The following is a 26075-nucleotide window of genomic DNA, read 5'->3' as shown; positions in this document are numbered from 1 at the left end:
ACCGAACGGTGGATCGTTGCGTATCGGCCCCCGGGGCGCCGACGCGGGGTCAGCGCAGACCGAACGGGTCCGCGATGCCGGGCCATTCGAGCACGAGGCGGTCTCCGTCGAAGCGGCCTTGCGCCATGATCGGGCTGATCTCGCGGTCCGCGGCGGCGGCCAGCGCGGCGGCGGGGTCGGCGAGTTCGGCCAGGTGGCGCAGCATGTCGATGGTGGGGGGCAACATCGCCATCTCCTGCGCGCGGTGTTGGGCCAGCGCGTCGGCGGGGCGGGCCCAGGTGACCCGGTCCGCCTCGCCCGAGACGTCGCGGGTGCGTTGGCCGGCGGGCAGCGCGGCGACGAAGAACCACGTGTCGTAGCGCCGGTCCTCGAATTCCGGGGTGATCCAGCGCGCCCACGCGCCGAGCAGGTCGGAGCGCAGCACCAAGTCGCGGCCGGCCAGGAACTCGGTGAAGGTGCGCTCGCGGGCCACCAGCGCGGCGCGGTCGGCCTCCCAGTCGGCACCGGTGGTGTCCGAGACGACGGTGGTCGGGTCGGGCCCGGCGAGCAGCACGCCGGATTCCTCGAAGGTCTCCCGCACTGCCGCGCACACGATCGCGCGGGCCTCGGCGACCGTGGTGCCCAGCCGTTCGGCCCACTCGGCGGGTTCGGGTCCGGCCCAGGCGGGCGAGTGGTCCGCGTCGCGGGGGTCGACCCCGCCGCCGGGGAAGGCGTACATCCCGGCCGCGAACTTCATCGTGGTGTGCCGGCGCAGCAGGTACGCCTCGGCCCCTCGGGGACGGTCGCGCAGCAGCACCACGGTCGCCGCGCGGCGCGGGGGCACCGGTTCGGCCTCGCCGGCGATGATCGCGCGGGCCCGTTCGGTCCAGGACGCGGGCATGCCCGGCTGGGCGTTCCCGGCTTGCGTACTCCCCGTTTCGGCCATGCGCCGGATCGTACGCCTGACCGAGTCAAGTTCCATCCCTGACCCCCCGAAACCGAGCGGACCCGCCCCTTTCGGGTGCGGGTCCGCTCCGCGCGTACCCGAACGGACGCGCGCCGTTCGGGTCAGACCACCTCGACGAGGATCTCCACCTCGACCGGGGCGTCGAGCGGCAGCACCGCCACGCCGACCGCGCTGCGCGCATGCTGGCCGGCCTCGCCGAAGACCTCGCCGAGCAGTTCGCTGGCGCCGTTGATCACGCCGGGCTGCCCGGTGAAGTCGGGGGCGCTGGCCACGAAGCCGACCACCTTGACCACCCGGCGCACCAGCGCGAGGTCGCCGAGTTCGGCCTTGACCGCCGCGAGCGCGTTGAGCGCGCACTGCCGCGCGAGGTCCTTCGCCTCCTCGGCGGTGACCTCGGCGCCGACCTTGCCGGTCGCGGGCAACTTGCCCTCGATCATCGGCAGCTGGCCGGAGGTGTGGATGTAATTGCCGGTGCGGACCGCGGGCACGTAGGCCGCGACCGGAGGCACCACGCCGGGCAGCGTCAGGCCCAGGTCGGTGATGCGCTGTTCGGGGTGTACCTCGCTCACGCCGCCACCTGCTTCGCCCGCTTCATGTAGGCCACCAGGCTCTCCGGGTTCGGACCCGGCACCACCTGGACGAGTTCCCAGCCGTCGTCGCCCCAGTTGTCCAGAATCTGCTTGGTCGCGTGCACCAGCAGGGGGACGGTCACGTATTCCCACTTCGTCATGGGTCCAGACTTTAGACCGACACGTCCGGCGGTTCGACGGGGCGCCACGCCACCGGCGAGGACAACACCATCGTGCTGGAGGGTTTGCCGTGCTCGGCGAGCCGGTCGATGAGCACCTGGAAGTCGACCATGGTGGCGACCGCGACCATCAGCAGGCAACACGCGTCGCCGGTGACCCGGTGCACCTGGAGCACCTCGGGCCATTCGCGCACCGTGTCCGCGTCGCGGCGCAGCAGACAGCCCGGGCCGTAGCAGTTCATCCGGACCAGGGCGACCACGCCGCGGCCGGCCGCGGCCGGGTCCACGTGCGCGTGGTAGCCGGTGATCACGCCGCTGTGTTCGAGCCGGCGCACCCGGGTGGCCACCGCCGGCGCGGAGAGGTTGATCCGCCGGGACAGTTCGTTGAGCGAGGTCCGGGCGTCGCGTTGCAGTTCGGCGAGCAGTCTGCGGTCGATCGCGTCCATGTTCGCCCTCCGTTCACGATCGTGAGGGTATGTCGTCCGACACGTTGCGAGCGTAAACCGAATCGGCCGTTCCGAGGTTCGACGCCCATTCCCAACCGAGCCGTCGCACGATTGCATGTGGGCACTCCCCGACCGGCCCCCGGCGGGCCCGGCGCGAGAGGTGGACGTATGGCGGTCGGCGCACCTACGCCCCGAAGCGAACCGGCGCACGGCGTCCACCCGCCGGATGCGTGTGAGCCCGGCGCGGTCCCCTACGGGGACTATGTGCGGCTCGACACCCTGCTGTCCCTCCAGCGCACCCGCACCGACGTGCCCGCCGAGATGTCGTTCCTGATCGCGTCCCAGGTGATGGAGTTGTTGTTCGCGCTGCTCCGACATGAGTGGACGATCGCGGGCGAGCGGCTCGACGCCGACGACGTGGCGGGCGCGACCGACACGCTGCGGCGCAGCGGGCGCGAGTTGGACGTGCTGGTGTCCACGTGGGACCTGCTCGCCACGCTCACCCCCGGCGAGTTCGGCGCGTTCCGCGAGGAGCTGGGCGAGGCATCCGGCTTCCAGTCTTACCTGTACCGGCACCTGGAGTTCCTGCTCGGGATCAAGCGCGCGGGAGTGCTACGGGGCTACGTGGGCGCCCCGGACGTGCACGCGGAGCTGGATCGGGCGTTGCGGGCGCCGAGCCTGTACGACCACGCACTCGACCTGCTCGCCCGGCGGGGCCTGTGCGAGGCCGCGAGCGGGCGGCCCGACCCGAGCCGGCCCTACGAGCCGACGGAGGACGTCGAACGCGCGTGGGCGGGCGCCTACACCGACGGGGTGCGCGATCTGGTCGCTCTCGGCGAGGTGTTGACCGACATCTCCGAGCGCTGGACCCGCTGGCGCGAGCGACACCTGGCCGCCACACTGCGAGCGCTGGGGAACCGACCGGGAACGGGCGGTTCGGCCGGTGCTTCTTGGTTGGAACAGACCGTTCGCGTGCGCGTTTTTCCCGAGTTGTGGACCATGCGCACCTTGGTCGAACCATCGAAGTCCTGATTCATCGAAAGACTGGTGGAGCATGTCGGATTCCTCGTTGAACACGGTCGCCGACGATTCGTCGGACCAACGCTCGACCGCCGGCCTCGCGGCCGGGCGGAGCACCACCGCGGCCGCGCTCGACGCCGCCGATCCGCTGGCGCACGTGCGCGAGCGGTTCCTGCTGCCGGAGGGTGTGATCTACCTCGACGGCAACTCGCTCGGCGCGCTGCCCGCCGGCGTGCCCGAGGCGCTGCGGGACGCGGTGCACCGGCAGTGGGGCACGGACTTGATCCGTTCCTGGAACGCCAACGACTGGTGGGGCGCGCCCGCGCGGATCGGCGACCGGATCGGCGCGCTGATCGGCGCGGCGCCCGGCCGGGTGGTCTGCGGCGACTCGACGTCGGTACAGATCTTCAACGCGATCGCGGGCGCGCTGCGACTGCGCCCGGGGCGCACCGTGGTGCTGGCCGACCCGGACAGCTTCCCGACCGACCTCTACCTGGCCGACTCGATCGCCGGCCTGCTCGGTGCCCAGGTGCGCCGGGTACCGGTCGGCGAGGCGGCCGAGGTGTTGCGCGCGGACAGCGACACGATCGCGGTGATCGCGTACAACCACGTCGACTACCGCAGCGGCGAGCTGCGCGACCTGCCCGGCCTGACCGCCGCCGCGCACACCGCCGGCGCGTTGGCCCTGTGGGACCTGTGCCACTCCGCGGGCGCGTTCCCCATCGACCTGGACGCGCACGAGGTGGACCTCGCGGTGGGCTGCGGCTACAAGTACCTGTCCGGCGGGCCCGGCGCGCCGGCGTTCGTCTACGTCGCCGAGCGGCACATCGCCGCGTTCGAGCCGGCGCTGACCGGCTGGCACGGGCACGCGAACCCGTTCGGCATGGAGGCCGGCTACGCCCCGGCGCCCGGCATCGAACGGGCCCGGATCGGCACGCCCCCGCTGCTGTCCATGCTCGCCCTGGAGGCCGCCCTCGACGCCTACGACGGGGTGTCCATGGCAGAGGTGCGAGCCAAGGGCCTGGCACTGACCGACCTGTTCATCGCGTGTGTGCACGACCTGGGCCTGGAGACGCTGACCCCGACCGAGCACGCGCGGCGCGGCAGCCAGGTCGCGGTGCGCCACTCCGAGGCGCACGCGGTGATGGCGGCGCTGATCGACCGGGGGGTGATCGGCGACGTGCGACCGCCGGACGTGCTGCGCTTCGGCTTCAACCCGCTCTACATCGGACACGCCGACGTGGTCGAGGCCGCGCGGGTGCTCGGGGACATCCTGGAGACGGGGGCGTACAAGGAAGCGCGCTACGCCGTTCGGTCGACGGTGACGTGACGCGAGTCACCCCGGGGGGATCACCTCCGACCCGGCAGGGAGCGGGTGGTTAGGCTCGACTCGTGAGTTTGGGTGCGAGGTCACACGGGTCCGGTGGTTGCACGCGTGCGGCCGAATGGCGCAAGCCTTCGAGGGCAGGGATCCGGGCATGCCGCCGCCCCGAGCCGAGCGCGCCGCCCCGTTCCGCCGGGCGGCTGCCGTGACCACGTGGCCGGCGGGCGCACGCACGACCGACGGCGACGCCGATTGGGAGGGCGTGCGCCTGCACGTGGTCAGCGGCAAGGGCGGCACCGGCAAGACCACGGTGGCCGCCGCCCTCGCCCTGGCGCTGGCCACCGGCGGGCGGCGCACGCTGCTGGTCGAGGTCGAGGGTCGGCAGGGCATCGCGCAGCTCTTCGACTGTCCGCATCTGCCCTACGAGGACCGCAGGATCGCGGTCGCCCCGGGTGGTGGCGAGGTGTACGCGCTCGCGATCGACCCGGAGGAGGCGTTGCTCGAATACCTCGACATGTTCTACCACCTGGGCCGGGCCGGTAAGGGCCTGAAGAAGCTGGGCGCGATCGACTTCGCCACCACCATCGCGCCGGGTCTGCGCGACGTGCTGCTGACCGGGAAGGCGTGCGAGTCGGCCCGGCGGCGGGTGCAGGGGGCGTTCGCCTACGACGCGGTGGTGATGGACGCGCCGCCGACCGGGCGCATCGCGCGGTTCCTCAACGTCAACACCGAGGTGGCCGGGCTGGCCCGGTTCGGCCCGATCCACACCCAGGCCGAGGCGGTGATGGGGGTGATCCGCTCGGCGCAGACCGCGGTGCACCTGGTCACCCTGCTCGAGGAGATGCCGGTCCAGGAGACCGTGGACGGTGTCGCCGAACTGCGCGCGTCGGGCCTGCCCACCGGCGGTGTGGTGATCAACATGGCCCGCCCGCCGCTCCAGGCCGAGGACGAGAGCGACACCGGCCGGCGGCTGACGCCCGAGCTGCTCGAGGCCGGGCTGCTCGCGGGCGGGATCAAGCCCACCCGGCTGCTGGTCGCCTCGCTGCTCGGCGAGGCCGACGAGCACGCGAGTCGGATCGAGTTGGAGAGCACCGGCCGGGCCCTGGTCCGCGGCCTGGATCTGCCGGTCTACGAACTGCCGCTGCTGGCCGACGGGATGGATCTGGGCGGTTTGTACCGCCTCGCCGAAGCGCTGCGCGAGCAGGGGATGGCATGAACAGGCTGGAGATCGACGCGCTGCTCGACGACCCGGGCACCCGCATCCTGGTGTGTTGCGGCTCCGGCGGCGTGGGCAAGACCACCACGGCCGCGGCGCTCGGGCTGCGCGCGGCCGAGCGTGGTCGCGACGTGGTGGTGCTGACCATCGACCCGGCACGCCGACTGGCCCAGTCGATGGGGCTGACCGAGTTGGACAACACGCCCCGCCGGGTCCTCGACGTCGACGAGACCAAGGGCGGCAGCCTGCACGCGATGATGCTCGACATGAAGCGCACGTTCGACGAGATCGTCGAACAACACGCCGACCCCGAGCGCGCGCAGCAGATCCTCGACAACCCCTTCTACCAGTCGTTGTCCTCCAGCTTCGCCGGCACGCAGGAATACATGGCGATGGAGAAGCTGGGCCAGTTGCACGCGACCGGCGAGTGGGACCTGATCGTGGTGGACACCCCGCCGAGTCGCTCCGCCCTCGACTTCCTGGACGCCCCCCAGCGTCTCGGCTCGTTCCTGGACGGCCGGCTGATCCGGATACTGTCCGCCCCCGCCAAGGTCGGCGGACGCGGCGCGCTCAAGTTCCTGTCGGCGGGCATGGGCATGATGACCGGCGCGCTGAGCAAGGTGGTCGGCACCCACCTGCTGACCGACATCCAGACCTTCGTGGCCGCGCTCGACACCACCTTCGGCGGCTTCCGCAAGCGGGCCGACGCGACCTACAAGCTGCTCCAGGCCCGGGGCACCTCGTTCCTGGTGGTCGCCGCGCCGGAGAAGGACGCGCTGCGCGAGGCCGCGTACTTCGTCGACCGGCTCGGCACCGAGCGCATGCCGCTGGCCGGCCTGGTACTCAACCGGGTGCACGCCACGAGCGCGGGGCGGCTGTCCGCGGAGCGGAGCCTGGCGGCGGCCGAGTCGCTGACCGAGCGGGCCGAAGACCTCGACGACCCCGGTGCCGGGGAATCGGCCGACGACGCGCCGCAGCCCGCCGATCTGCGGCTGGTCGCGGGGCTGCTCACGCTGCACGCCGAGCGGCTGCGGGTGATCGACCGCGAGGAGCGCATGCGGACCCGCTTCACGTCGATCCACCCCGAGGTACGGGTGACCGAGGTCCCGGCGCTGCCCGGAGACGTGCACGACCTGGCGGGTCTGCGTGTCATCGGCGAGAGCCTGGGCTCCGGCTGACCCCGCGGCCGGGCCGACCCGTGGGCCCGGGTGATCCGGACCGCGGTGACCCACCGCCCGACGTCTCGTCACCACCCCGCCGGGACCCGGGCCTGACTCCCGGCCCCGGCGGGCGGTGACGTGCGCGCGCGATGGCGTTGCGGATGCGGCGGTGTTCGAAGGTGCCGACCTCGGGTCGTCCACACGTGTTGCGCCACGTGTGCCGACACGTGTTCAGCCGGCGACCCGGAACTCCTCGTCTCCGTGGATGTCGCGCTCGTACTCCTCGCGCGCGGTCTCGAGGAGCCGACGCCACGAGGTGATCATCGGCCGGCGGCGCAGCAGCGCGCGCCGCTCCCGCTCGGTCATGCCGCCCCAGACGCCGAACTCCACCCGGTTGTCCAGCGCGTCGGCCAGGCACTCGGTGCGGACCGGGCATCCGGTGCACACTGCCTTGGCGCGGTTCTGCGCCGCCCCCTGCACGAACAGCTCATCCGGATCGGTACTCCGGCAGGCGGCCTGCGTGCTCCAGTCGGTAACCCAGCTCATGCTGGTGCCGTCCTCTCCCGATTTTCGAGGCTCCCCCAACGGCGGCGCCGGGAATTCCCGATGCCAAGCAGGACGGTACGAAACCCTGGGCACGCGCAACAGCCCCTGCGCGGGCAGTCATCGATGGCCCGGAAGGACTATGCGCAAATATGGACCCACCCGTCCGGGTGAATGCTCTTGCGCTTTGGGTCCGGGCTTCACTCAGAAGAGGGCACGTCGGAGGCACGAGAGACGGCAGCAGGACCCGACATCCGGCCACTTTCACTCCAAAGAGTGAAATGCGTGATGACACGAATCCCCCGGCTGCTCCGCCAGCTTAGGCGAAGTGCCTTCGCCGCGTAGGGTGTTTCGGCACGTAGGCTGTCGCCCATGGCCCGAACTTCCTCCGGCTCGGCCCGCCCGAAACGCGGTTCGTACCGTCCACGATCCCCGCTGGGCTTCGTGGGACGGTTCGCCGCGTTCGTGGGTGCGAGCATCCTCGCCGGCGCCCTGGTCGCGGGAGTCGCGCTGCCGTTCGTGGGCGGCCTCGGCCTGTCCGCGAAGGCGGCGTCGGAAAACTTCGACGACCTGCCCGGTGATCTGGATCAACCGTTCCTCTCGCAGCCGTCGTACATCCTCGACTCCGAGGGCAACCAGCTCGCGATGGTCTACGACCGCTATCGCATCCTGAGGAACTTCGACCAGATCGCGCCGATCATGCGTCAGGCGATCGTGGCGATCGAGGACTCGCGCTACTACGAGCACGGTCCGATCGACCTCAAGGGCACCCTGCGTGCCCTGTTGCGCAACCAGCAGTCGGGTGGCACCGGATCCAAGCAGGGCGGATCCAGTCTCACCCAGCAGTACGTGAAGAACATCTTCGTGGAGGAGGCCGGCAACGACCCGGCCAAGGTGGCCAAGGCCCAGGCCCAGGAGGTCTCCCGCAAGATCAAGGAGCTGAAGTACGCGATCGGCCTGGAGCAACGGCTGTCGAAGGACGAGATCCTCACCCGGTATCTCAACATCACCTTCTTCGGCCGCCAGGCGTACGGCGTCGAGGCCGCGTCGCAGCGCTACTTCAGCAAGCACGCCGCCGATCTGACCCTGCCCGAGGCGGCCACCCTGGCCGGCGTGGTGCAGGCGCCGTCGGCGTACGACCCGATCGGCTATCCGAACGCCGCGCGGGATCGACGCAACGTCGTGTTGCAGCGCATGGCCGAGGTGAAGGTCATCACCCAGGCCGAGGCCGACACCGCCAAGGCGACCGAACTCAACCTGAAGACCCAGCCGCTGCCCAACGGCTGCATCACCGCCGATCAGATCGACGGTGCCGCGTTCTTCTGCGACTACGTCGAACGGGTGGTCAAGAACGACCCGGCGTTCGGCGCGAACAAGGACGAACGCGACAAGATGTGGCGCGAGGGCGGCCTGAGGATCACCACCACGTTGGACCGAAAGGCCCAGAAGGCGGCCTACACCGCCGCAACCAAGGGCGTACTGCAAAAGGACCCGGTCGCCGACGCGGTCGTCATGGTCGAACCGGGCACCGGGAAGATCAAGGCGATGGCGCAGAGTCGGCCGTACGGGTTCGGCGACTACGAGACCACGCTCAACTACTCGGTCGACCACAACATGGGCGGCTCGACGTACGGCTTCCAGACCGGGTCCACGTTCAAGCCCATCACCGCCGCGGCGGCGCTGGAGAACGGGATGAAGGTCGACCAAGAATACTCCACCGGCTACGACATCGACATGCGGAAGGAGAAGTTCCGCACCTGCGGCGAATCGACTCGCGACCCCAAGTACCAGCCGCAGAACGAGAGCCGCAGCGAGACCGGCACCTGGAACATGCAGACCGCGCTGGAGAAGTCGATCAACACCTACTTCGTCCTGCTGTCCAAGGACGTGGGGCTGTGTCCGATCGCGACGCTGGCCGATCAGATGGGTGTGCACCAGGGCAACGGCGAGGCACTGAAGCAGGTGCCCAGCATGACGCTCGGCGCCAACACCATCGCGCCGATGAACATGGCGGCGGCGTACGCGACGTTCGCCAGCCGCGGGGTGTACTGCACGCCGATCGCGGTCACCGAGGTGGCCAAGCTCGACGGCACCAAGTTGTCCGTCCCCCAGGCGGGCTGCAAGCAGGTGATGAAGCAGTCCACCGCGGACACCATCAACACCCTGCTCAAGGGTGTGGTCGAGGACGGCACCGGCACCCAGGCCGGCCTCAAGGACCGCGACAACGCGGGCAAGACCGGCACCACCAACGAGCGCAAGGCGGCCTGGTTCGTCGGCTACACGCCGAACCTGTCCACCGCGGTGTGGATCGGTGGCGCCAAGAACGATGTCGAGATGGTCGACATCAAGATCGCCGGGACCACGTACGAGAAGGTCTACGGCGGACAGGTCCCCGGACCGATCTGGAAGAGCGCGATGTCGGGTGCGCTCAAGGGTGTGGACGCGCCGGACTTCGCCGCCCCGCCCCCGGGCGCGATCCCGCCGAAGCCCGATCCCAACAAGAAGCCGGACGACGGCAAGCCCAACCCGCGCGACCAGAACCGGCCGCCGGGGGGCGGGAGCACTCGGCCGCCGTGGCCGCCGTGGACTCCGCCGGTGACGCCGCCGACCACGCCGACCACGGGTGGGGGCGGTGCCACCAAGCCTCCGGAGACGCCGCGACCGCCGGGGCACACTCGGCCGCCGAGCACGGGGGATATCGGGGGTGGGGACTTCGGGGGGTTTTGAGTGGGGGTGATCGCGGGAGGCGCTCGCGATCGCCCGTAGTCGCTCGTGATCGCTCGTGATCGCTCGTGATCGCTCGTGGAAATGTCGATGGTGGTGCTCCCGATGTGTTCGGGGGCACCACCATCGGCGTGTGGAGCGGAGGTCGGGCGGGTGTACCCGGGGTCGGGCGCGGGACCGGCCCTGTGTGGTCGGGCCCGTGCGCTCCGCCCGGTGTGGTCGGGCCCGTGCGCTCCGCCCGGTGTGGTCGGGCCTGTGCGGTCGGCTCTGTGTGGTCAGCCGGCCAGCTGGCTTTTGATCTCGGCGGCGATCCGGCCGCCCTCGGCGCGGTCGCCGATCTTGGGGCGGACCACCTTCATGACCTGACCCATCGCCTGCGGGCCGGCGGCGCCGCTCTGCGCGATGGCGTCGGCGACGATCGCGCGGAGGTCGTCGTCCGACAACTGCGCCGGCAGGTAGGCCGCCAGGACCTCGCCCTCGGCGCGCTCGCGGGCGGCGGACTCGGCCCGGCCGCCGTTCGCGAAGGCCTCGGCGGCCTCGCGACGCTTCTTGGCCTCGCGCACGATGACCTTCAGCACCTCGTCGTCGGACAGCTCGCGGGCGATCTTGCCCGCGACCTCCTCGTTGGTGATCGCGGTCAGGGTGAGGCGCAGCGTCGAGGAGACCAGTTCGTCACGGGACCGGATGGCCGCGGTCAGGTCGCTCTGCAAACGGCTCTTGAGGGTGCTCATGGGGTCAAGTGTCGCAGCCGTGACCGGTGTGGCCGTACCGAATTACCGCGCTCGGAGTGCGTCCCGACCACTCCCGCCCGGGCCCGGCCGCCGTCCCGCGACGTCGGGTGCGCCGCCGAGACTGCCGAGCATCGGCCGGCTCTGCCAGCATGGAGGGATGCGACCGCGTTCAGCCTTTCCCCTAGCCGTAGCCGCCACCGGGGCCGCCTGCCTCACCTACGCGGCGGCCTACGAGGCCCGTTCGTTCCGTCTGCGCCGGGTCGAGGTGCCGGTATTGCCGCGCGGCGCCCGGCCGGTTCGGATCCTGCAGGTGTCCGACATCCACATGGTGTCCGGTCAGCGCCGCAAGCAGGAGTGGCTGCGCCGGCTCGACGCGCTGCACCCCGACATGGTGCTGAACACCGGCGACAACCTGTCCGACCCGGAGGCGGTGCCGGAGACGCTGGACGCGCTGGGCCCGCTGCTCGGTCGGCCCGGGGCGTACGTGTTCGGGTCCAACGACTACTTCGGCCCGCGCCCCAAGGACCCCACGGGCTACCTGCGTCGCGACGACGGCACCCGACGACTCGGCCGGGAGAACCCGTGGACCGACCTGCGCGACGGCTTCGACGCGGCGGGCTGGGCAAACCTCAACAACGCGCGCGGCCGGCTCAAGGTGGACGGCCTGGACATCGAGCTGGTCGGCCTGGACGACCCGCACATCGACCGGGACCGCTACGAGCAGGTGGCCGGCGGCCCCGACCGGAGCGCCGACATCTCGCTGGCCGTGGTGCACGCGCCGTACCTGCGCGCCCTCGACGCCTTCACCGCGGAGGGCTACCCGCTGGTGATCGCCGGCCACACCCACGGCGGCCAGGTCTGCGTCCCCTTCTACGGCGCCCTGACCACCAACTGCGACCTCGACCGCAAACGCGCCAAGGGCCTCTCGAAGCACCTGTCCGCCGACCGCGAGGCCTACCTCCACGTCTCCGCCGGCTGCGGCACCTCCCGCTACGCCCGCTTCCGCTTCGCCTGCCCCCCGGAGGCCACGCTCCTCACCCTGACCCCCCGTCAGTCCACCGCCGGCACCCCCTCCGCGCCCCCGCGCTAAACCGGATTTCGCCTCAGCCCCCCGACCCGCTAAGCTGAACGCGCAACATCGGGGTGTGGCGCAGCTTGGTAGCGCGCTTCGTTCGGGACGAAGAGGCCGTGGGTTCAAATCCCGCCACCCCGACCCAGGTCAGAGGCCCTATCGGATGATTCCGGTAGGGCCTCTGGCACGTTGCCAGCACGAAAGTACAGCAACCACTCCGGCTGCAAGCAGCCCTTGCTGACCGCTGGGCGACCGCGTCCGAAGACAAACGCGCCGAGCCTGCCAGCAAGTTGACGGTCCAAATCGCGCGTGGGGACAGTGCCAGTCTCGCGGCCGACGATGCTCAGGTCGCGGCGGCTGCCCCGCAGGTCGCAGGCTTGGGGTCCACAGCTCAAGACATTGGCGGCACGCACCGCAGTGCCGGAGATTGTTTTTGGAGCGGTCGGCTCAATGGCCCGGTCCAAATGAACCCACGGGCTATGGAAGGCAGCCTTTCGCTCCGGGGGAGTCAGCCGAAGGTCTGCCGAACTCCTTACACCTTCACCGAAGCCTTAACCAGGGTCTCGCGCGTGACCTTTATCATGCGACAAGATCAGCGATTATGACCATTCGGGTGCTTTATCCGCAATATCTAGTCTGTTTGATCGCCGTGCGTCTTTCTAGGCTGGCCAAAGCGTGATCATGGCGATCGCGTTGCTGGAGGGGACTAGGCGTGTACACACGCAGACTTCGTGCTGCCCCGAATCGGGCAGGACAATCATCCCGGCCATGGGTGACCTCGCGAGCCATCGCGATCGTCACCGCCGGGGCAATGGGCGCATCCTTACTTACCGGCGCCGGTACCGCGTTCGCGGCTCACAACAATCAGAATCCTATACCGAAGACCGATTCTCGTTCGAAAACCGAATCGACCGCCCAGGACCTCCCTTCGGCGCGCCTCGCGGCAAAACTGCGCGGCGCCCGGGTCGAAGTGTTGGGGCTGCGCACCGAAACTGCCACGACCTGGGCCAATCCCGACGGGACCCTGACCACGGAGACGGCGGCAGGACCCATCCGGTTCCTGCGCGGCAACACCTGGGTGGATGTGGATGTCACGTTCGCTCGTCAGCCCGATGGTTCCGTGGCGTCCAAGGCGCATCCAGGCGCCTTGCGTCTTGCGGGCAAGACCGGAGATCAGGCGCGCTCGTTCGCAGAGTCGTCGAACACCCCCGCGCAGGATCTGCTCACACTCGGGTCCGGTGATCGGTCGGTCGCCGTCCGCTGGCGGGGAGGGCTGCCCGCGCCGCAGATCGACGGTGCCAGGGCGACCTATGCTGCGGCTCTTCCGGGAGCGGACCTGGTTGTCGAGGCCACCCGGACCGGGTTCGAGCAATTCGTAGTGCTGAACAGGCCGCCGACGGAGAGTTCCTCCTTCACGTTGCCGTTGCGCGCCGAGGGCACGAGCATCGCGCAGCAACCCGACGGCAGCGTTCTGTTCAGCGACAAGGCGACCGGTAGGGCGCTGGCCACGATGCCCGCTCCCTTCATGTGGGACTCCACAGTGGACCCGCGATCCGGCGAGCACACCCGTCAGGTCCCTGTGGGCCTCCAGGTCGTCCAGGCCGGGACGGACATCGAGCTCAGGCTCACTCCCGACGAAGCCTTTCTCAGGGATCCGGCAACGAAGTTCCCGGTGACCATCGACCCGTCCAGCGGCACTTTGGCGGACGTCTTCGACACATGGGTCCAGCAAGGGCAGACTGCCGACCAGTCGACACACACTGAGCTGAAGGTCGGTTGGCCGGGCGACTATGCGGACCCGCCGACCAATGCCAAGCCTCGAACCGCCCGTTCGTTCATCACCTGGGACATGACTCCCATCAAGGACGCGCTGGTCTCGAAGGCCACGCTGAAGCTCTTCAACTTCCACTCCTGGGACTGCACCAAGGCCCGGCCATGGGAGGTATGGGACACCAACACCGCCACCGCCGCCACGCGCTGGACGAGCCAGCCCACCTGGATCCAGAAGTACGCCACATCCACCGAGACCAAGGGGCAGAACTGCTCGAACGCCGGTTGGGTCTCGGCAGATGTGACATCCCTGCTCCAGTACTGGGCCGGGCAGACGTCGACCACGCGCCAGGGCATGGGTCTGCGCGCGACGGACGAAACCGACGTGAACGGCTGGAAGCGGTTCTATTCCGGGAACGCCGCCAGCACACAGATTCCCAGGATCGAGGTCACCTACAACTACCGCCCGCGTACCGGGACGGACCAACAAGCCGGCCCTCCGTTCTTCTCCTACAACGGCGCGTTCGTGGTGAACACCACGACGCCCACCCTGCGTGACACGTTCGTGGACGCGGACAACGACAAGGTCGACGGCACCTTCCAGATCTTCGACTCCGCGACCGACACCCAGGTCGGCGCGGTCCTGGTGTCGCCGTACGCGCCGAGCGGACAGCCGGTCTCCGTGACGGTCCCTGCGGGTCTGCTCCAGAACGGCAGGACGTACAGGTTCCGTACAAGCCCGTACGACGGATCGGTCTACAACGTGGGCTGGTCCGCCTGGAAGACGTTCGTCGTGGATACCTCCGCCCCCTCGGCGCCGGGAGCGATCACATCCACGGATTACCCTTCCGGCGAGTGGGTGAAGGGGATCGGGCAAGCCGGAACGTTCGTGGTGACCCCGCCGGCCGGTGATCAGCAGTGGCTTGAGTGGTCGCTCGACGGCACCACGTGGAGCAAGGTCACCACGAACAACAACACCGCTCCGGTGTCGCTGTCCGTGTCCCCCACCCGAGGCGGGACGAACACCCTGCAGGTTCGTGCTGTGGACAAGGCCGACAACAAGTCCGAGCCCGCTTCCTACCTGTTTCACGTAGGTGCGGGCGGCCTGAGCGGGCTCGACGACGGTCAGCGCACCGCCGCCCGATTGCCTCTTGCCGCAGAGGCGGACGCAGGTAAGTACGATGCCGTGACGTTTTCCTGGCGCCGTTCCGACGCCGACGCGTGGGCACCGATCCCCGTTTCGGACGTCTTCGACGCCGGTCAACCCGTCGCCACGTGGCCGGTGCCGCTGGTGCAGGGCAAGAACCGCCCACTGGTGTGGAACACGACAAACACGGTCAACCCCGACGGTGCCATCCAGATCAGGGCCGACTTCTCCGGCCCAGGCGGTGCAACCGGTACCGGCGACGCCGTCAAGGCCTCCGTCGACCGGGCAGCCGATGGCGCGGCGAGTCAGAACGTAGGCCCCGGCACACTGAACCTGCTCACCGGCGATTACTCGTTGTCCGTATCGGACACCTCGATCTACGGCATGACCGTGTCCCGCACGGCATCCTCGCGCCAGCCCACCGCCGGTGGTCAGCAGGATGGACAAGTGGCCATCTTCGGCAAGGAATGGGTGTCCGGCACCATCGCGGAACTACCCGACTCCAAGCACGAAGCCATCCACAAGACGTCCACCACGTCGCTGGATGTCGTCGAACAGGACGGCACCGCGATCCACTTCACCGCCAATCAGGCCGGGAACGGCTGGATCGCCGAGACCGGCGCCGGACGTCTCACTCTGACCGGATCATTTGCCGCCTCCTTCACCCTCTCCGAGCCCAACGGAACCGTCACCACCTTCGCCAAGGCGGATCCCCTCGTCGAGTCGTGGACGGTCGACTCCGCGCTCGTGAACGGCCTGGCGAACTCGACCGTCAAGGTCGTTTCCGAGACTGTCGACGCGCCAGGCGGAAAGAAGTTGGCCCGACCCAAACGCGTGATCGCCGCCAGTTCCGCGGTGACGCTCGCGCAGTGCGCGGCCGATCCGAGCGTGCGCGGGTGCCGGGTCCTGGAATTCGTCTACGCCTCGGCAACCACCGGCACCTCATCGGTGCCCGGCGACTTCGTTGGCCAAGTCTCGACGATTCGTCTGTGGGCCACCGCGCCGGGCGCGTCCGCCTCCACCGCGACGGACGTGGCGAAGTACGGGTACGACGAACTGGGTCGGCTTCGGGAGACCTGGGATCCCCGAATCTCTCCGGCACTCAAGACCCGATATGCCTACGACACGGCAGGGCGGATGACGACCCTGACCCCTCCCGGGCAGTTGGCCTGGACGTTCGAATACGGCCAAGCCGGAGGTTCGGCCGCAGCCGGCCCCGGAATGCTCGTGTCGGTATCGCGACCGACTTTGAGTCCCGGCAGTACAAGCACCATCAACGGCGTTGCGACCACCTCGGTCGTCTACGGGGTGCCGGTCAGCGGGAACAAGGCCCCGTACGACCTCGGCGCAAGTACCGTCGCCTCCTGGGGTCAGGGCAATCTCGTCACCGACGCCACCGCAGTCTTTCCGGCGGATCAGATCCCGACCTCTAACAACGGTCCGGACCTGACCGCAGGAGCCTACGGTAGATCGACGGTGCACTACCTCGACGTCTCCGGGCGCGCGATCGACACCGCACAACCGGGCGGCCACATCTCGTCCACGGAGTTCGACAAGTTCGGCAACACCGTCCGGCAACTGTCCGCGGGCAACCGGGCCTTGGCTCTAGGGCTGACCGACTCGGACAAGGCGACGCTGGCCGCTTTGGGCATCGGAGGTCTGCCAAGTTCCGAGCGCGCCCAGCTGCTTTCCTCAAGCAGCGTCTACGACGCGGAGGGCATCGAGGTACTGGAGAGCCTTGAACCTCTCCAACAGGTGACTCTCGCCGCCGATCTGACGGACGGGCCCACCGTGGTCGCTGCGGCCGGCACGCAACTGCCCGCGAGACAGCGCACCGTCACGCAATACGACGCCGGCCGACCCACCGACGGGACAGCTAAGGTCAGACATCAGCCGACCAAGGAGCAGGTGGGGGCACAACCGCGTGCCAACAACGCGCTGCTGGCGGACGTCCGCGTCACCGATACGCAATACGACTGGGCGGCAGGCGTGCCCACAAGCACCATCGAAGACCCCGGCGGCCTGAACCTGGTCAAGACCAAGACCTACGACACCCAGGGCCGCGTGATCAAGAGCACCCAGCCCACGTCGACGGGTAACGACGCGGGTGCCACCATCACCACGTACTACACCGGTGGCGGCACCGGTCCGTGCGCGGGACGCCCCGAGTGGGCGGACGCTCCCTGCAGGGTGGGCCCTGCGGCTGACATCACAGGTGGCGGCTCCAACCCCAACCAGTCGACAACCAAGACGACCGAGTACAGCCTGCTCGGGCTGCCCTCCACGGTCACTGATACCGCCAACGGCTCCGCGCGCGTGAACACCATCGGATACGACGCAGCGGGACGCCCCCTCACGGCAACACTCACCGGTGGTGTCGGAAGTGCCGTCGCCGCCACGACCACGACCTACGATCAGGCGCTCGGACTGGTCGCGACAACGTCCTCGGCAACCGGCGGAACGATCACCTACGGGTACGACCAACTCGGTCGCACCATCACCTACGCCGACGCCGACGGCGGTGTGACCACCACGCGCTACGACGCGCTCAACCGACCGACGCAGGTCGACGACAACGTCCCATCGACGACGACATACGCCTTCGACAACGCCATCGAACCGCGTGGATTGCCCATCTCGGTCACCGACTCCGTCGCCGGAACGTTCACAGCCCGCTACGACGCCGACGGCGCGGCCACGAACACCGGACTCCCCGGCGGCTACAGCATGCGCCAGACGAAGGACCCCGCCGGAAATCTGACCAACCGGACCTACACCCGTGACAGCGACGGATTGACGCTCCTCAACGACAGCATCACACCCACGGTCCACCGACAGCGGGCCACCCATACGGGCACTCCGGGTCAGGCATCGACTCAGACCTACACGTACGACGCCGCCGGTCGCCTCGCCCAGGTCAACGACACCAACAACGGCGTCTGCACGACCCGCACCTACACCTTTGACAAGAACACCAACCGCACGGCGCAGAGTTCCGCCACGGCCGCTCCCGGAGCCGTCTGCTCCACAAACGGCGCGACCTCGGTCGGCCACACCTACGACAGTGCCGACCGACTCGTCGACGCCGGCTACGTCTACGACGCCTTCGGCCGCACGACCGCCCAACCGGGCGGCATCAGCACGAGCTACTACGTCAACGACCTGGTACAGCAGCGCTCGACCGGGGCTTCCCGGCAATCCTGGACGCTGGATGCGGCAGGCCGTCTCCGCGGCTCGGTCAGCGAAACGCTCTCGGGTGTTGCGTGGACGCAGAACGCGGCACGACTTCAGCACTATGCGGACGACACCGACAACCCACGCTGGACCATCGAGAACCCGACCACCGGCGACCTCACTCGCAACGTGAGCGGGGCCACCGGGAGCTTCGACGCGGTCACCGGCAAAACGGGCGGCGTACTGCTCACGCTGATGAACCTGCACGACGACGCGACCGTCTACCTGCCGCTGGACACCGCCGTCCCACCGACCGTGCTCGACTACGACGAGTACGGGGTTGCTCGGGTCGGTCAAAGCGCGGCTCGATACGGCTGGCTGGGTGGCGCGGTCCGGGCAACGGATGATCCGACGGGTGCTCTGCTCATGGGCGTGCGTGTGTACGAGCCGGGCTCCGGGCGCTTTCTCCAGACCGACCCGGTCCCCGGCGGGTCGGCGAGCGCGTACGACTATGTCGGCGCAGATCCGAGCAATGCCACGGATACCGCCGGCACCTATTCGAAGGGAAGCTCGTCGTTCAACTTCTTCTCGCCGGTTTGGTGGTTCACCGTGCATCTGAATCGCAACGAGACCTCATGGCTGGCGTGGGCAAGCGGAACGATCTTCAACGCCTTGTGGTATGCCGGTGGCAAGTGGAAGTGGGTTGCTCGCATCCTAGGCCGGGTTCTGACCGTCCTGGAGATCTACCTGTTCTACATCTCGGCCACCGCGGCCTACGCTTCAGCTCGCGGGAACTGCGTTGCGATTCAGGTGTCCGGGGCCAAATGGCCATGGTCGAACGGAATCAAGTTCGTCGTTCCACCGTACTTGTGGTCGGAAAGGTGCCGTGGATGACAGCGGAACAGGAAAATCGCTCACGTAAGCTGTGGCTGATCTGGGGGCCGATATCAGCCATCGCGTTGGCCATTGCGGTGCTCTTGGCCTCAAACGGGAGCTGGGGGCTGTGCGCACTGATGGCCTTCACATCGGCGAGTGTCGCTATCGGCTGCTACCGACAGACGAGAGCCAACCCGTAACAAAACCGGGAGCATGCAGCGACGACAGGTCTGCCGGCGAGGTCGAGACCTCGCCGGCGGGCGTGACTCGGTGAGCCCGAGGCCCAACCAGGCACGCGAACTATCGACAAAGGCTCTACGGCTATCAAGCCAGAGCAAGGACCATGGGTCCACGGGACGAGCCCTTCCCACCAGACCTGTGCCGAGCCGAACGCTCGCAAACGCCCTGTCTGGTCGCCATCGACCAGACAGGGCGTTCGCAAGACGCGGCATGTGCTATGGGCGCTGGCGGCCTCTATCAGTGGCCTGGTACCGCGGTCCATCCTCGTGAACCACTGACGCCGGGTCAGTGGAACTGCCGTCGAGCGACGCGCCGAGCTTCTTGAGCGCGTTGCGGGTCTGTTCGGAGGGGACCTGGGTGTAGATCTCCATCGTCACGGCGAATTGCGAGTGGCGGAGGATCTGCATCGCTACGCGCGGGTGGACGTCCAGGGCGGCGAGGAGGGTGCCGCAGGTCTTGCGGGTGTCGTGGACGCGGATGAGCCGCACGCCGGCCTGTTCGCAGCGGTATTCGAAGCGCCGGTTGAAGTTGCGCGGCTCGATGGGCGTGCCGTACTTGGTGGTGAAGACGAGGTCGGATTCGGTCCACAGTTCGCGGGCGGCGAGTTTGTGGGCGTCGCGGCTCTTCTGGCGCAGGAGCAGCGCTGCCCGGCACACGTCCGGTAGCGGGAGCACCGCCTCGGACGCGTCGGTCTTGACCTCGGAGTGCAGCAACCGGCGGCGCACGCGCTGGAGTTGTTGTTCGATCAGGATCTCGCCTCGGTCGAGCATCACGTCCTGCCAGCGCAGCCCAAGCACCTCCCCCTTGCGCAGGCCGAGGACCAGGATCATCACGTAGGCGCCGTATAGGGGGTCGCGCTCGGTGCGGGCCGATTCGAGGAAGCGGCTCGCCTCGTCGGCCGACCAGGGGATGACCTTGCGGGGGCGGGGCTTGGCCATCTTGACGAGCTGGGCGACGTTGCGGGAGATCATCTCCTCGCTGATCGCGTAGGTGAGGGCGCTGCGGATCACGGTGCGGGCGTCGGCGACGGAGCGCTTGGACAGTGTCCGTTCACAGCATTTGCCGATCGCGCAGCAGCGGCGGCGCTCGGTCGGTCGGCGCTCGTCCTTGCCCTGTGCGCAGCACTGGCAGGTGGCGGCGAGCTTGTTGAGCCACTCGCGGACGTCGCGCACGTTCAGCTTGTCGACGCGCTTCGCCCCGAGGAAGGGAACGATGTAGAGGCGGACGGCCGTCTCGTAGGTCGCCGCGGTGAGGGGCTTGAGGTTGGCCTCCACCTCCTCCTTGAGCCAGAACGCGAGGTAGGTGGCGAGGGTGGGGGTGCTGGTGGCCACGGGGCCGGCCTTGGCAGCGGCGTGGAGCTTGAGCCACTTGTCGTGGACCTCGGGCCGGGTCTTACCGTAGACGTACTTGCGTTCGCGCTTGCCGGTGGGCGTGGTCACCCAGACGTACGCGGCAAAGCCGTTGCGGTAGGGGTATATCGAGCCTTCGCTGTTGCCACGCTTGCCGCTCAAGCCGCAGCCTCCTCGGCGGAGGCAACGACGTGGGCGACGTACTCGTCGACCCACACGGGCAGGATGCGGCGGTTTCGTCCGACGACGACGGAGCGGATCTGTCCGGACAGGACGAGCATTTTCGTCTTGGACAGACCGAAGCCGAGCATGTCGGCGACTTCGGCGGTGGTGAACCACTTCCGCTCGATGACGACGGAGCGGCGGAGGGGGATCGGGGAGGTCGGGTCGCCATGTTCGGGCGCACCGTGCTGGGGCATGAAGGCTCCTCACCGCGCGGCGGGGCTGGCACCCCGGCGGCGTGATCGTGTGATGGGTGGTCACGGAGGCGCTTGGCCTCTCCCTTCGGTGCGCTAACACCATGTGAAGGGCGGAGGACGAGCTGGCAGGCCGTTCCGAGCGCCGCAGAAGGACTCAGGAAGCGTCGTTCAGATGGACCTCCAACGAAGACGTGGACCATGCGAGTCGCGGGCAGGACAGCGAGTCGTGCCCACGAGCACCGGCGCGGCGGGATCAGGTGGGGTCGTCCGGGCGGAGGTCGTGGACGGACACCCAGCCGTCCTCGGTCTCGACGAGGTCGAGGTGATCGAGTGCTTCCGGCAGGGTCGGGGGCTCCAGGCCGCGCTCGCGCATCTCCGCGCGGTAGTCCTGCAGTTCGCGGGTCGCTTCGCCGACGTGGCTGTCGAGCTTGGCGACCCATTCAAGGTTCCCGGCACGCCGCTCGGGATCGCGGATCAGTGCCGCCCCTCGCCGGTATTCGTCGGCCACTTCCATCGACTTCAGCAGACTGCGCACGGCCTGTGCGTGCTTGCGGACCTCGTCGAAGCGGGCGTCCAACGTGTCCGGTTCCGGTTCGTCACCAAAAGGGATCTCCGCACTGAACCACTCCAGCGCGTCCGAGGTCGGCATCTCCTGGCCGGGCAGGATCTCGACCGAGCCGACACGACCGGCGGGGATCAGCAGCGCGATCGGTGGTACTCCCAACACCTTGGCCAACACGAGGACCTCGGACAGGTCGACGCCCGAACGCCGGCCGTTCTCCAGGTTGGAGATCACGGTCCGCGGGATGGGATGCCCGAGGGCCGCGCAGGCGTCGGCGACATCCTGCGCGCTCATCCCACGTTCGGTGCGGAAGCGACGGACCGCATCGGATACCCGAGCGGTCAGCCGCGCCTGCCAGTCGGGCTGCGTCATGATCGCCAAGTTACGCGGCGACCACGGCCGTAGTCAAGCAGAATCGACACACAGTATGAATCAATTGCGCGTAGAGCTTGGGTTCTTTTGGCGCAACTCATGGGTCTTGACTGCGCGAAGATGGACGGGCATGCTCTCGTGCCACGGGCGGTCGGTCGCTGAGACGGCGACGGATCGCCCGTGAAATAGGGAAAGGCCCCCGGCGTTAGCGCGCCGAGGGCCGAAAGGCTCCCTAATGTGACCACCCATCAAGACGATCAACCGGTGCGCGGGGCCTGCCAGGGCCCGATGCACTCCGGAAGGGAATCCATGTCCCACAACAGTACGACGGGGCGTCTCTCGACGCCAAGCCCCGCGCGGGGTGCCTACATCCCACCACCGTGGGCCGGCGCCAAGGCCCCCGTCGGCGCGCCGGATGCCCTGGGTGCCCCCGCGCCTGCCCCCATCGGGCACGCCCCCGTCACTCCGCCCGCAGCCGCAATGCCCACGGCCCTCCCGGCCGTGGCCGAGCCGAGTCCGGAGGAGCCCGCCGACCCCGGCGAGCCGCCGATCCCACGCGAGGTTGCGGCGGCGGACGGCGCGTCCCTGCTCGACGAGCTGCGGGCGATGATCGCGCGGTACGTGATCCTGCCTCACGCCACCGCCTTGGACGCGGTGACCCTGTGGACGGCGGCGACCCACCTGCAGCCGGTGTTCCAGCACGCGCCGCGCCTGGCGGTGGTGGCTCCGGCGAAGCGGTGCGGGAAGTCCCGGCTTCTGGACGTCCTGCACGAGACGGTGCACGATCCGTGCATCACGGTGAACGCGACGCCGGCGGCGATCTTCCGCTCGATCACGGACGAGCCGCCGACCCTGCTGGTCGACGAGGCCGACACGCTGTTCGGCAGTGCGAAGGTCGCGGAGAAGAACGAGGAGATGCGCGGTCTTCTCAACGCCGGCCACCAGCGCAACCGCTACACGCTGCGGGTGGTGGGCAACGACCACAAGCCGCACCGCTTCAACACCTTCGCCATGGCGGCGATAGCCGGGATCGGCGACCTCCCCGACACGATCATGGACCGCGCCGTGGTCATCCGCATGCGCCGCAAGGTCAAGGGCGAACGCGCCGCGCCGTTTCGGACCCGCCGTGACCAGCCGGGGCTCAACGAGCTGCGCGACCGGCTCGCCGCGTGGCTGCACTCGGTGGCGGACGTCGCCGCCGACGCGGAGCCCGAGATGCCGGTCGAGGACCGGGCGGCCGACACGTGGGAGCCCTTGGTCGTGGTCGCCGATCTTGCCGGCGGGTCCTGGCCGAGGGCGGCGCGCGTGGCATGCGCGGAGATGACCGCCGCCGAGGAGGCGAACGACGACCAGGGCGGCCTGGGCATCCGCCTGCTCGCGGACTGCCGGGGCGTGTTCGCCCAGCACAACGACATCGCGGCGCTGTCCACCGGGCAACTCCTGAACGCGCTACGCGCCGACGCCGAGGCTCCGTGGGCCGACCACGGCGCGAACGGCCTGACCCCGCGCGCGCTGGGGATCCTGCTCAAGGACTACGGGATCACCTCGTCCAACATCCGCTTCCCCGACCACAACCAGCGCAAGGGCTTCACCCGCAACCAGTTCGCCGACGCGTGGCACCGCTACTGCCCCGCGCCGGGGACGGAGCCGGCCCAGAGCCCCTGACGAGACCGCTACCGGTCCCACCCGTCCCACTCGTCCCCGCGCAGGTCAGCGCGGGGACGAGTCCCCGGGCGGGACGAGTCGACCCGTCCCAAGCTCGCCCTCGACGACCCGGTCGCCCGGCTCGGGGCCCTCCTCCCGCAGCCGGGCGGGCCGGATCTCGACGGATCGGCCTCGGCCTTGTTCTCCTGGGCGACCGCGTACGCCTCGTTGAGTCCCGTGGCGCGGCTGATGACCGGGGCCACCAGGTCGGGTCTGTGCCGGAGCACGACACTCGCCCTGCCTACGTGGCCCAGCGAGATGCCCGACTGTTCCCATAGGGAACGGCAGCCTTGTCCACTCAGGAAACGCCCACTCTGTTCACTCAGGAAACGAGAGGACCGTCCACCCGGTGGACGCTCGCCTTGTCCACTCAGGAAACCGACCTCGGCTGTGACCACCGTGCGCGGCTTCGCGACGCTCCGCGCAGGTAGGCCCCGGACGAGACCGGATCGGGCCGCTACCGATCCCACTCGTCCCACTCGTCCCCGCGCAGGTCGGCGCCGGGGTGACCCTCCGCATGGGACGAGTCGACCCGTCCCACGGACGCAACCCATACCGCGCCGACCAGCCATGCAACGAGTGGGACGAGTGCAACGGCACCGCGCCCAACCCTCGCCCAAACCCTTGCCCACCCCACCCACGCCCCTCAAGGAGCGACCCTGACCACAATCACCGACACCACCACCGGCCACGCCCGGGCGACGGCCTGGGACCGTGCGGCCATCGCCGGCCTTGGCCTCGCCGGGTTCGCCCTCTCCTACGACGCGCTGCGGCAGATGGCCGTGGCCGTGCACGTGCGCGGCGCCCTGAGCTTCCTGTTCCCGCTGCTGATCGACGGGTTCATCGCCTACGGCATCCGCGCCCTCCTGGTCCTGCGGACCGCTCCACCGGCCGCGCGTGTGTACGTGTGGGCACTGTTCGGATCGGCCACCGGCGCGAGCATCTGGGCCAACGCCCTGCACGCCGTCCGCATCAACCAACAGACCGACCCGGGCGACGACCCCGGGCTGCAGTTGGGCAACACCACCGTCGGCGTCCTGTCGACCCTCGCACCGCTCGCCCTCGCCGGAGCGGTCCACCTCTACATCCTCATCGCCCGCCAAACCACACACGCGACCTCCAGGTCGGACCGACCGACCCCGCCCGGACACCCACCCCGGACCGGTGCCCCGGTAACCGACCGAGTGCCCACAGCGACGGTCACCCCGGACGCCGAGCAGACCGAACTCCCCCTCGCCACCACGGAGGCGACCGTGGTCACCGCCGGGCTGGACCCCGCCACGGCCGAGAACGACCTCCTCCAGGCCGCCCGCTGCGCGGTCGCGGACAGCGGCCGGATCACCAGGGCGATCGTGGCCAACGCCCTGCGCGACCAAGGCCGCCGCGTCTCCAACGAACGCCTCACCGAGCTGATGCGGACCCTGCGCGAAGAAGCCGAAGCCGCCTCGAACGCGCCCGCGCCACCTGATCGCCCGTGACCGTCCCTCGCCCGCCCGGACGTTCCGGGCGGGCGACCTCTTCCGCAACCCGGAGCCAGAATGTTGAGTGACGACCTCCCCTCCGCGAGCACGACAACCCACTCCGAGGGGCCGAACTCCGTTGCGGGGCAGGGGGATTTGGGTCCGGTAGACGGAGCAAGCTGGGGCGGACCACCCTCCGGAGGAGGGTGGTCCGCGCTTGCCTCCGCCCCGGGGGTGGCGGAGGATCCCGAGCGCCGGGGGGCGCTCGGGGAACAGGTCGCGACCGAGGGCGGCCACGACCAGGAGGAAGAGCGCGAGCCGCGCTCGGACACCTGCCCGAGTACCCCCGCACCAGTCGACGACGAGGCCGCTCGGCGGCCGTCGTGGCCGCCCCAGTCGAAGCCGATGCCCGCCCGTGCGTACCAACTTCGCGGCGACCAGCGGCACGACCGGAAGGTGAATGTGCGCTTCAGTGCGGCTCAGCATGCCGTGGTGGATGCCGCTGTCGCGGTGCGTGGCGGGTCCAAGTCGGAGTTCATCGTGGACGCAGCCCGCGCGGCGGTTCGCGCGGACCGTGCCGGCCGGACCGGTCGCGGACGGTCCGCGCGGGGGTCCGGGACGGCGGCCACCGCGTGGTTTACCGTCCGCGACCTCGTCGAGGTCGACGCCGCTGCCGAGCGCTGCGGTCACACCCGCAGTGCATACATTGCCGACGCCACCCTGACCGCAGCCCATGCCGTCCGCCACAAGGACACGGTCACCGACGCCCCGCGCGAGGGCGCGGTCGCCACCGACCCGGCACGGACCATGGGTGTTCCCGAGCGCCAGGGCACGACGACCGTGACCGTGGACCCCGGCGGGACGCGGGCGTTGGTGGAGGCGGTGGAGGGGTTGTCCGCCGGGTTGCGGCGGGTCGGGGTGAACCTGAACCAGGTCGCCCGGGCCACCAACACCACCGGCGTCGCCGAACACGCCGAAGCTGTCCTGGACAACGTCGACCGGGCCGCCACCCGCATCCACGCCTTCCTCGACAGCGTCGACCTCGGCGCCGCCAAGAAGAAGGGGGTGTGAG

Annotated in this window: 19 protein-coding genes and 1 tRNA gene; 11 read left to right on the top strand and 9 right to left on the bottom strand. The window is 69.4% G+C overall.

From position 1 onward, the window contains the following. Positions 1–49: 49 nt before the first annotated feature. From ACFXKZ_RS11195 to ACFXKZ_RS11180, 4 genes are all read right to left on the bottom strand, one after another. Positions 50–925, bottom strand: coding sequence for an NUDIX hydrolase (locus ACFXKZ_RS11195; RefSeq protein ID WP_379998886.1), 876 nt, complete (start codon positions 923–925; stop codon positions 50–52). 122 nt (positions 926–1047) lie between these two features. After that, entirely contained in the window at positions 1048–1515 is a 468-nt protein-coding gene (locus ACFXKZ_RS11190) for a RidA family protein (RefSeq protein ID WP_379998884.1), read from the bottom strand. Next, positions 1512–1676: a DUF4177 domain-containing protein gene (locus ACFXKZ_RS11185; protein WP_170222226.1), complete on the bottom strand. Its 165-nt coding sequence runs from the start codon at positions 1674–1676 to the stop codon at positions 1512–1514. The genes ACFXKZ_RS11190 and ACFXKZ_RS11185 overlap by 4 nt, the downstream gene beginning before the upstream one ends. An 11-nt stretch (positions 1677–1687) precedes the next feature. Beyond that, a complete protein-coding gene (locus tag ACFXKZ_RS11180; protein WP_379998882.1) occupies positions 1688–2140 on the bottom strand; it encodes an Lrp/AsnC family transcriptional regulator in 453 nt (150 codons plus the stop codon). 168 nt (positions 2141–2308) lie between these two features. Here ACFXKZ_RS11180 and ACFXKZ_RS11175 point away from each other — a divergent pair, with 168 nt between their 5' ends. The 4 genes from ACFXKZ_RS11175 to ACFXKZ_RS11160 all read left to right on the top strand — a co-directional run bounded on the left by ACFXKZ_RS11175 (position 2309) and on the right by ACFXKZ_RS11160 (position 6878). Beyond that, on the top strand, positions 2309–3172 hold the full coding sequence (locus ACFXKZ_RS11175; protein ID WP_379998880.1) for a tryptophan 2,3-dioxygenase: 864 nt from the start codon (positions 2309–2311) through the stop codon (positions 3170–3172). A gap of 22 nt (positions 3173–3194) precedes the next feature. Then, positions 3195–4490, top strand: a complete 1296-nt coding sequence (kynU, locus tag ACFXKZ_RS11170) for a kynureninase (RefSeq protein WP_379998878.1) — start codon at positions 3195–3197, stop codon at positions 4488–4490. Positions 4491–4638: 148 nt separating this feature from the next. Beyond that, positions 4639–5700, top strand: a complete 1062-nt coding sequence (locus ACFXKZ_RS11165; protein ID WP_379998876.1) for an ArsA-related P-loop ATPase — start codon at positions 4639–4641, stop codon at positions 5698–5700. Then, positions 5697–6878 carry an ArsA family ATPase gene (locus ACFXKZ_RS11160; protein ID WP_379998874.1) on the top strand — a complete coding sequence of 394 codons (1182 nt, stop codon included), beginning with the start codon at positions 5697–5699 and terminating at the stop codon, positions 6876–6878. The genes ACFXKZ_RS11165 and ACFXKZ_RS11160 overlap by 4 nt, the downstream gene beginning before the upstream one ends. A 213-nt stretch (positions 6879–7091) precedes the next feature. Here ACFXKZ_RS11160 and ACFXKZ_RS11155 read toward each other — a convergent pair whose 3' ends face one another. Then, positions 7092–7406: a WhiB family transcriptional regulator gene (locus tag ACFXKZ_RS11155; RefSeq protein ID WP_020554910.1), complete on the bottom strand. Its 315-nt coding sequence runs from the start codon at positions 7404–7406 to the stop codon at positions 7092–7094. A 369-nt stretch (positions 7407–7775) separates the two neighbouring features. Between ACFXKZ_RS11155 and ACFXKZ_RS11150 the strand changes: the two genes are divergently transcribed. Next, the gene (locus ACFXKZ_RS11150) at positions 7776–10130 is read left to right on the top strand and encodes a transglycosylase domain-containing protein (RefSeq protein ID WP_379998872.1); all 2355 of its coding nucleotides are present in this window, start codon (positions 7776–7778) and stop codon (positions 10128–10130) included. 272 nt (positions 10131–10402) lie between these two features. On the opposite strand, the gene ACFXKZ_RS11145 is transcribed toward ACFXKZ_RS11150, so the two are convergent. Beyond that, positions 10403–10858, bottom strand: a complete 456-nt coding sequence (locus ACFXKZ_RS11145) for a GatB/YqeY domain-containing protein (protein ID WP_379998870.1) — start codon at positions 10856–10858, stop codon at positions 10403–10405. Between the two features lie 157 nt (positions 10859–11015). On the opposite strand from ACFXKZ_RS11145, the gene ACFXKZ_RS11140 reads away from it, so the two are divergent. From ACFXKZ_RS11140 to ACFXKZ_RS11130, 3 genes are all read left to right on the top strand, one after another. After that, complete coding sequence (locus ACFXKZ_RS11140) at positions 11016–11948, top strand: metallophosphoesterase (protein WP_379998868.1); 933 nt, start codon at positions 11016–11018, stop codon at positions 11946–11948. Between the two features lie 49 nt (positions 11949–11997). After that, a tRNA-Pro gene (locus tag ACFXKZ_RS11135) sits at positions 11998–12071 on the top strand. A gap of 631 nt (positions 12072–12702) precedes the next feature. Continuing rightward, on the top strand, positions 12703–18915 hold the full coding sequence (locus tag ACFXKZ_RS11130) for a DNRLRE domain-containing protein (protein WP_379998866.1): 6213 nt from the start codon (positions 12703–12705) through the stop codon (positions 18913–18915). 437 nt (positions 18916–19352) lie between these two features. Here the strand turns inward: ACFXKZ_RS11130 and ACFXKZ_RS11125 are convergent, their stop codons facing one another. The 3 genes from ACFXKZ_RS11125 to ACFXKZ_RS11115 form a co-directional block, all read right to left on the bottom strand. After that, a complete protein-coding gene (locus ACFXKZ_RS11125; protein WP_379998864.1) occupies positions 19353–20648 on the bottom strand; it encodes a tyrosine-type recombinase/integrase in 1296 nt (431 codons plus the stop codon). After that, a complete protein-coding gene (locus ACFXKZ_RS11120) occupies positions 20645–20860 on the bottom strand; it encodes an excisionase family DNA-binding protein (RefSeq protein ID WP_379999987.1) in 216 nt (71 codons plus the stop codon). The genes ACFXKZ_RS11125 and ACFXKZ_RS11120 overlap by 4 nt, the downstream gene beginning before the upstream one ends. Before the next feature lie 298 nt (positions 20861–21158). Continuing rightward, positions 21159–21839, bottom strand: a complete 681-nt coding sequence (locus tag ACFXKZ_RS11115; RefSeq protein ID WP_379998862.1) for a helix-turn-helix domain-containing protein — start codon at positions 21837–21839, stop codon at positions 21159–21161. 480 nt (positions 21840–22319) lie between these two features. Here ACFXKZ_RS11115 and ACFXKZ_RS11110 point away from each other — a divergent pair, with 480 nt between their 5' ends. The 3 genes from ACFXKZ_RS11110 (at position 22320) to ACFXKZ_RS11100 (ending at position 26074) form a co-directional block, all read left to right on the top strand. Beyond that, positions 22320–23504: a DUF3631 domain-containing protein gene (locus ACFXKZ_RS11110; RefSeq protein ID WP_379998860.1), complete on the top strand. Its 1185-nt coding sequence runs from the start codon at positions 22320–22322 to the stop codon at positions 23502–23504. A 707-nt stretch (positions 23505–24211) separates the two neighbouring features. Then, positions 24212–25021, top strand: coding sequence for a DUF2637 domain-containing protein (locus ACFXKZ_RS11105; RefSeq protein ID WP_379999985.1), 810 nt, complete (start codon positions 24212–24214; stop codon positions 25019–25021). Positions 25022–25495: 474 nt separating this feature from the next. Beyond that, positions 25496–26074 carry a MobC family plasmid mobilization relaxosome protein gene (locus tag ACFXKZ_RS11100; protein WP_379998859.1) on the top strand — a complete coding sequence of 193 codons (579 nt, stop codon included), beginning with the start codon at positions 25496–25498 and terminating at the stop codon, positions 26072–26074. The last annotated feature ends 1 nt before the right edge of the window (position 26075 follow it).

This window comes from Embleya sp. NPDC059237 (assembly GCF_042754105.1).
Classification (GTDB): Bacteria; Actinomycetota; Actinomycetes; order Streptomycetales; family Streptomycetaceae; genus Embleya.
This window is presented reverse-complemented; position numbering and strand designations above follow the sequence as displayed.

Coding starts and splice junctions, on each gene's coding strand:
- ACFXKZ_RS11195 (WP_379998886.1), bottom strand. CDS start 925: ATGGCCGAAACGGGGAGTACGCAAGCCGGGAACGCCCAGCCGGGCATG.
- ACFXKZ_RS11185 (WP_170222226.1), bottom strand. CDS start 1,676: ATGACGAAGTGGGAATACGTGACCGTCCCCCTGCTGGTGCACGCGACC.
- ACFXKZ_RS11180 (WP_379998882.1), bottom strand. CDS start 2,140: ATGGACGCGATCGACCGCAGACTGCTCGCCGAACTGCAACGCGACGCC.
- ACFXKZ_RS11175 (WP_379998880.1), top strand. CDS start 2,309: ATGGCGGTCGGCGCACCTACGCCCCGAAGCGAACCGGCGCACGGCGTC.
- kynU (WP_379998878.1), top strand. CDS start 3,195: ATGTCGGATTCCTCGTTGAACACGGTCGCCGACGATTCGTCGGACCAA.
- ACFXKZ_RS11165 (WP_379998876.1), top strand. CDS start 4,639: ATGCCGCCGCCCCGAGCCGAGCGCGCCGCCCCGTTCCGCCGGGCGGCT.
- ACFXKZ_RS11160 (WP_379998874.1), top strand. CDS start 5,697: ATGAACAGGCTGGAGATCGACGCGCTGCTCGACGACCCGGGCACCCGC.
- ACFXKZ_RS11155 (WP_020554910.1), bottom strand. CDS start 7,406: ATGAGCTGGGTTACCGACTGGAGCACGCAGGCCGCCTGCCGGAGTACC.
- ACFXKZ_RS11150 (WP_379998872.1), top strand. CDS start 7,776: ATGGCCCGAACTTCCTCCGGCTCGGCCCGCCCGAAACGCGGTTCGTAC.
- ACFXKZ_RS11145 (WP_379998870.1), bottom strand. CDS start 10,858: ATGAGCACCCTCAAGAGCCGTTTGCAGAGCGACCTGACCGCGGCCATC.
- ACFXKZ_RS11140 (WP_379998868.1), top strand. CDS start 11,016: ATGCGACCGCGTTCAGCCTTTCCCCTAGCCGTAGCCGCCACCGGGGCC.
- ACFXKZ_RS11115 (WP_379998862.1), bottom strand. CDS start 21,839: ATGACGCAGCCCGACTGGCAGGCGCGGCTGACCGCTCGGGTATCCGAT.
- ACFXKZ_RS11110 (WP_379998860.1), top strand. CDS start 22,320: ATGCCCACGGCCCTCCCGGCCGTGGCCGAGCCGAGTCCGGAGGAGCCC.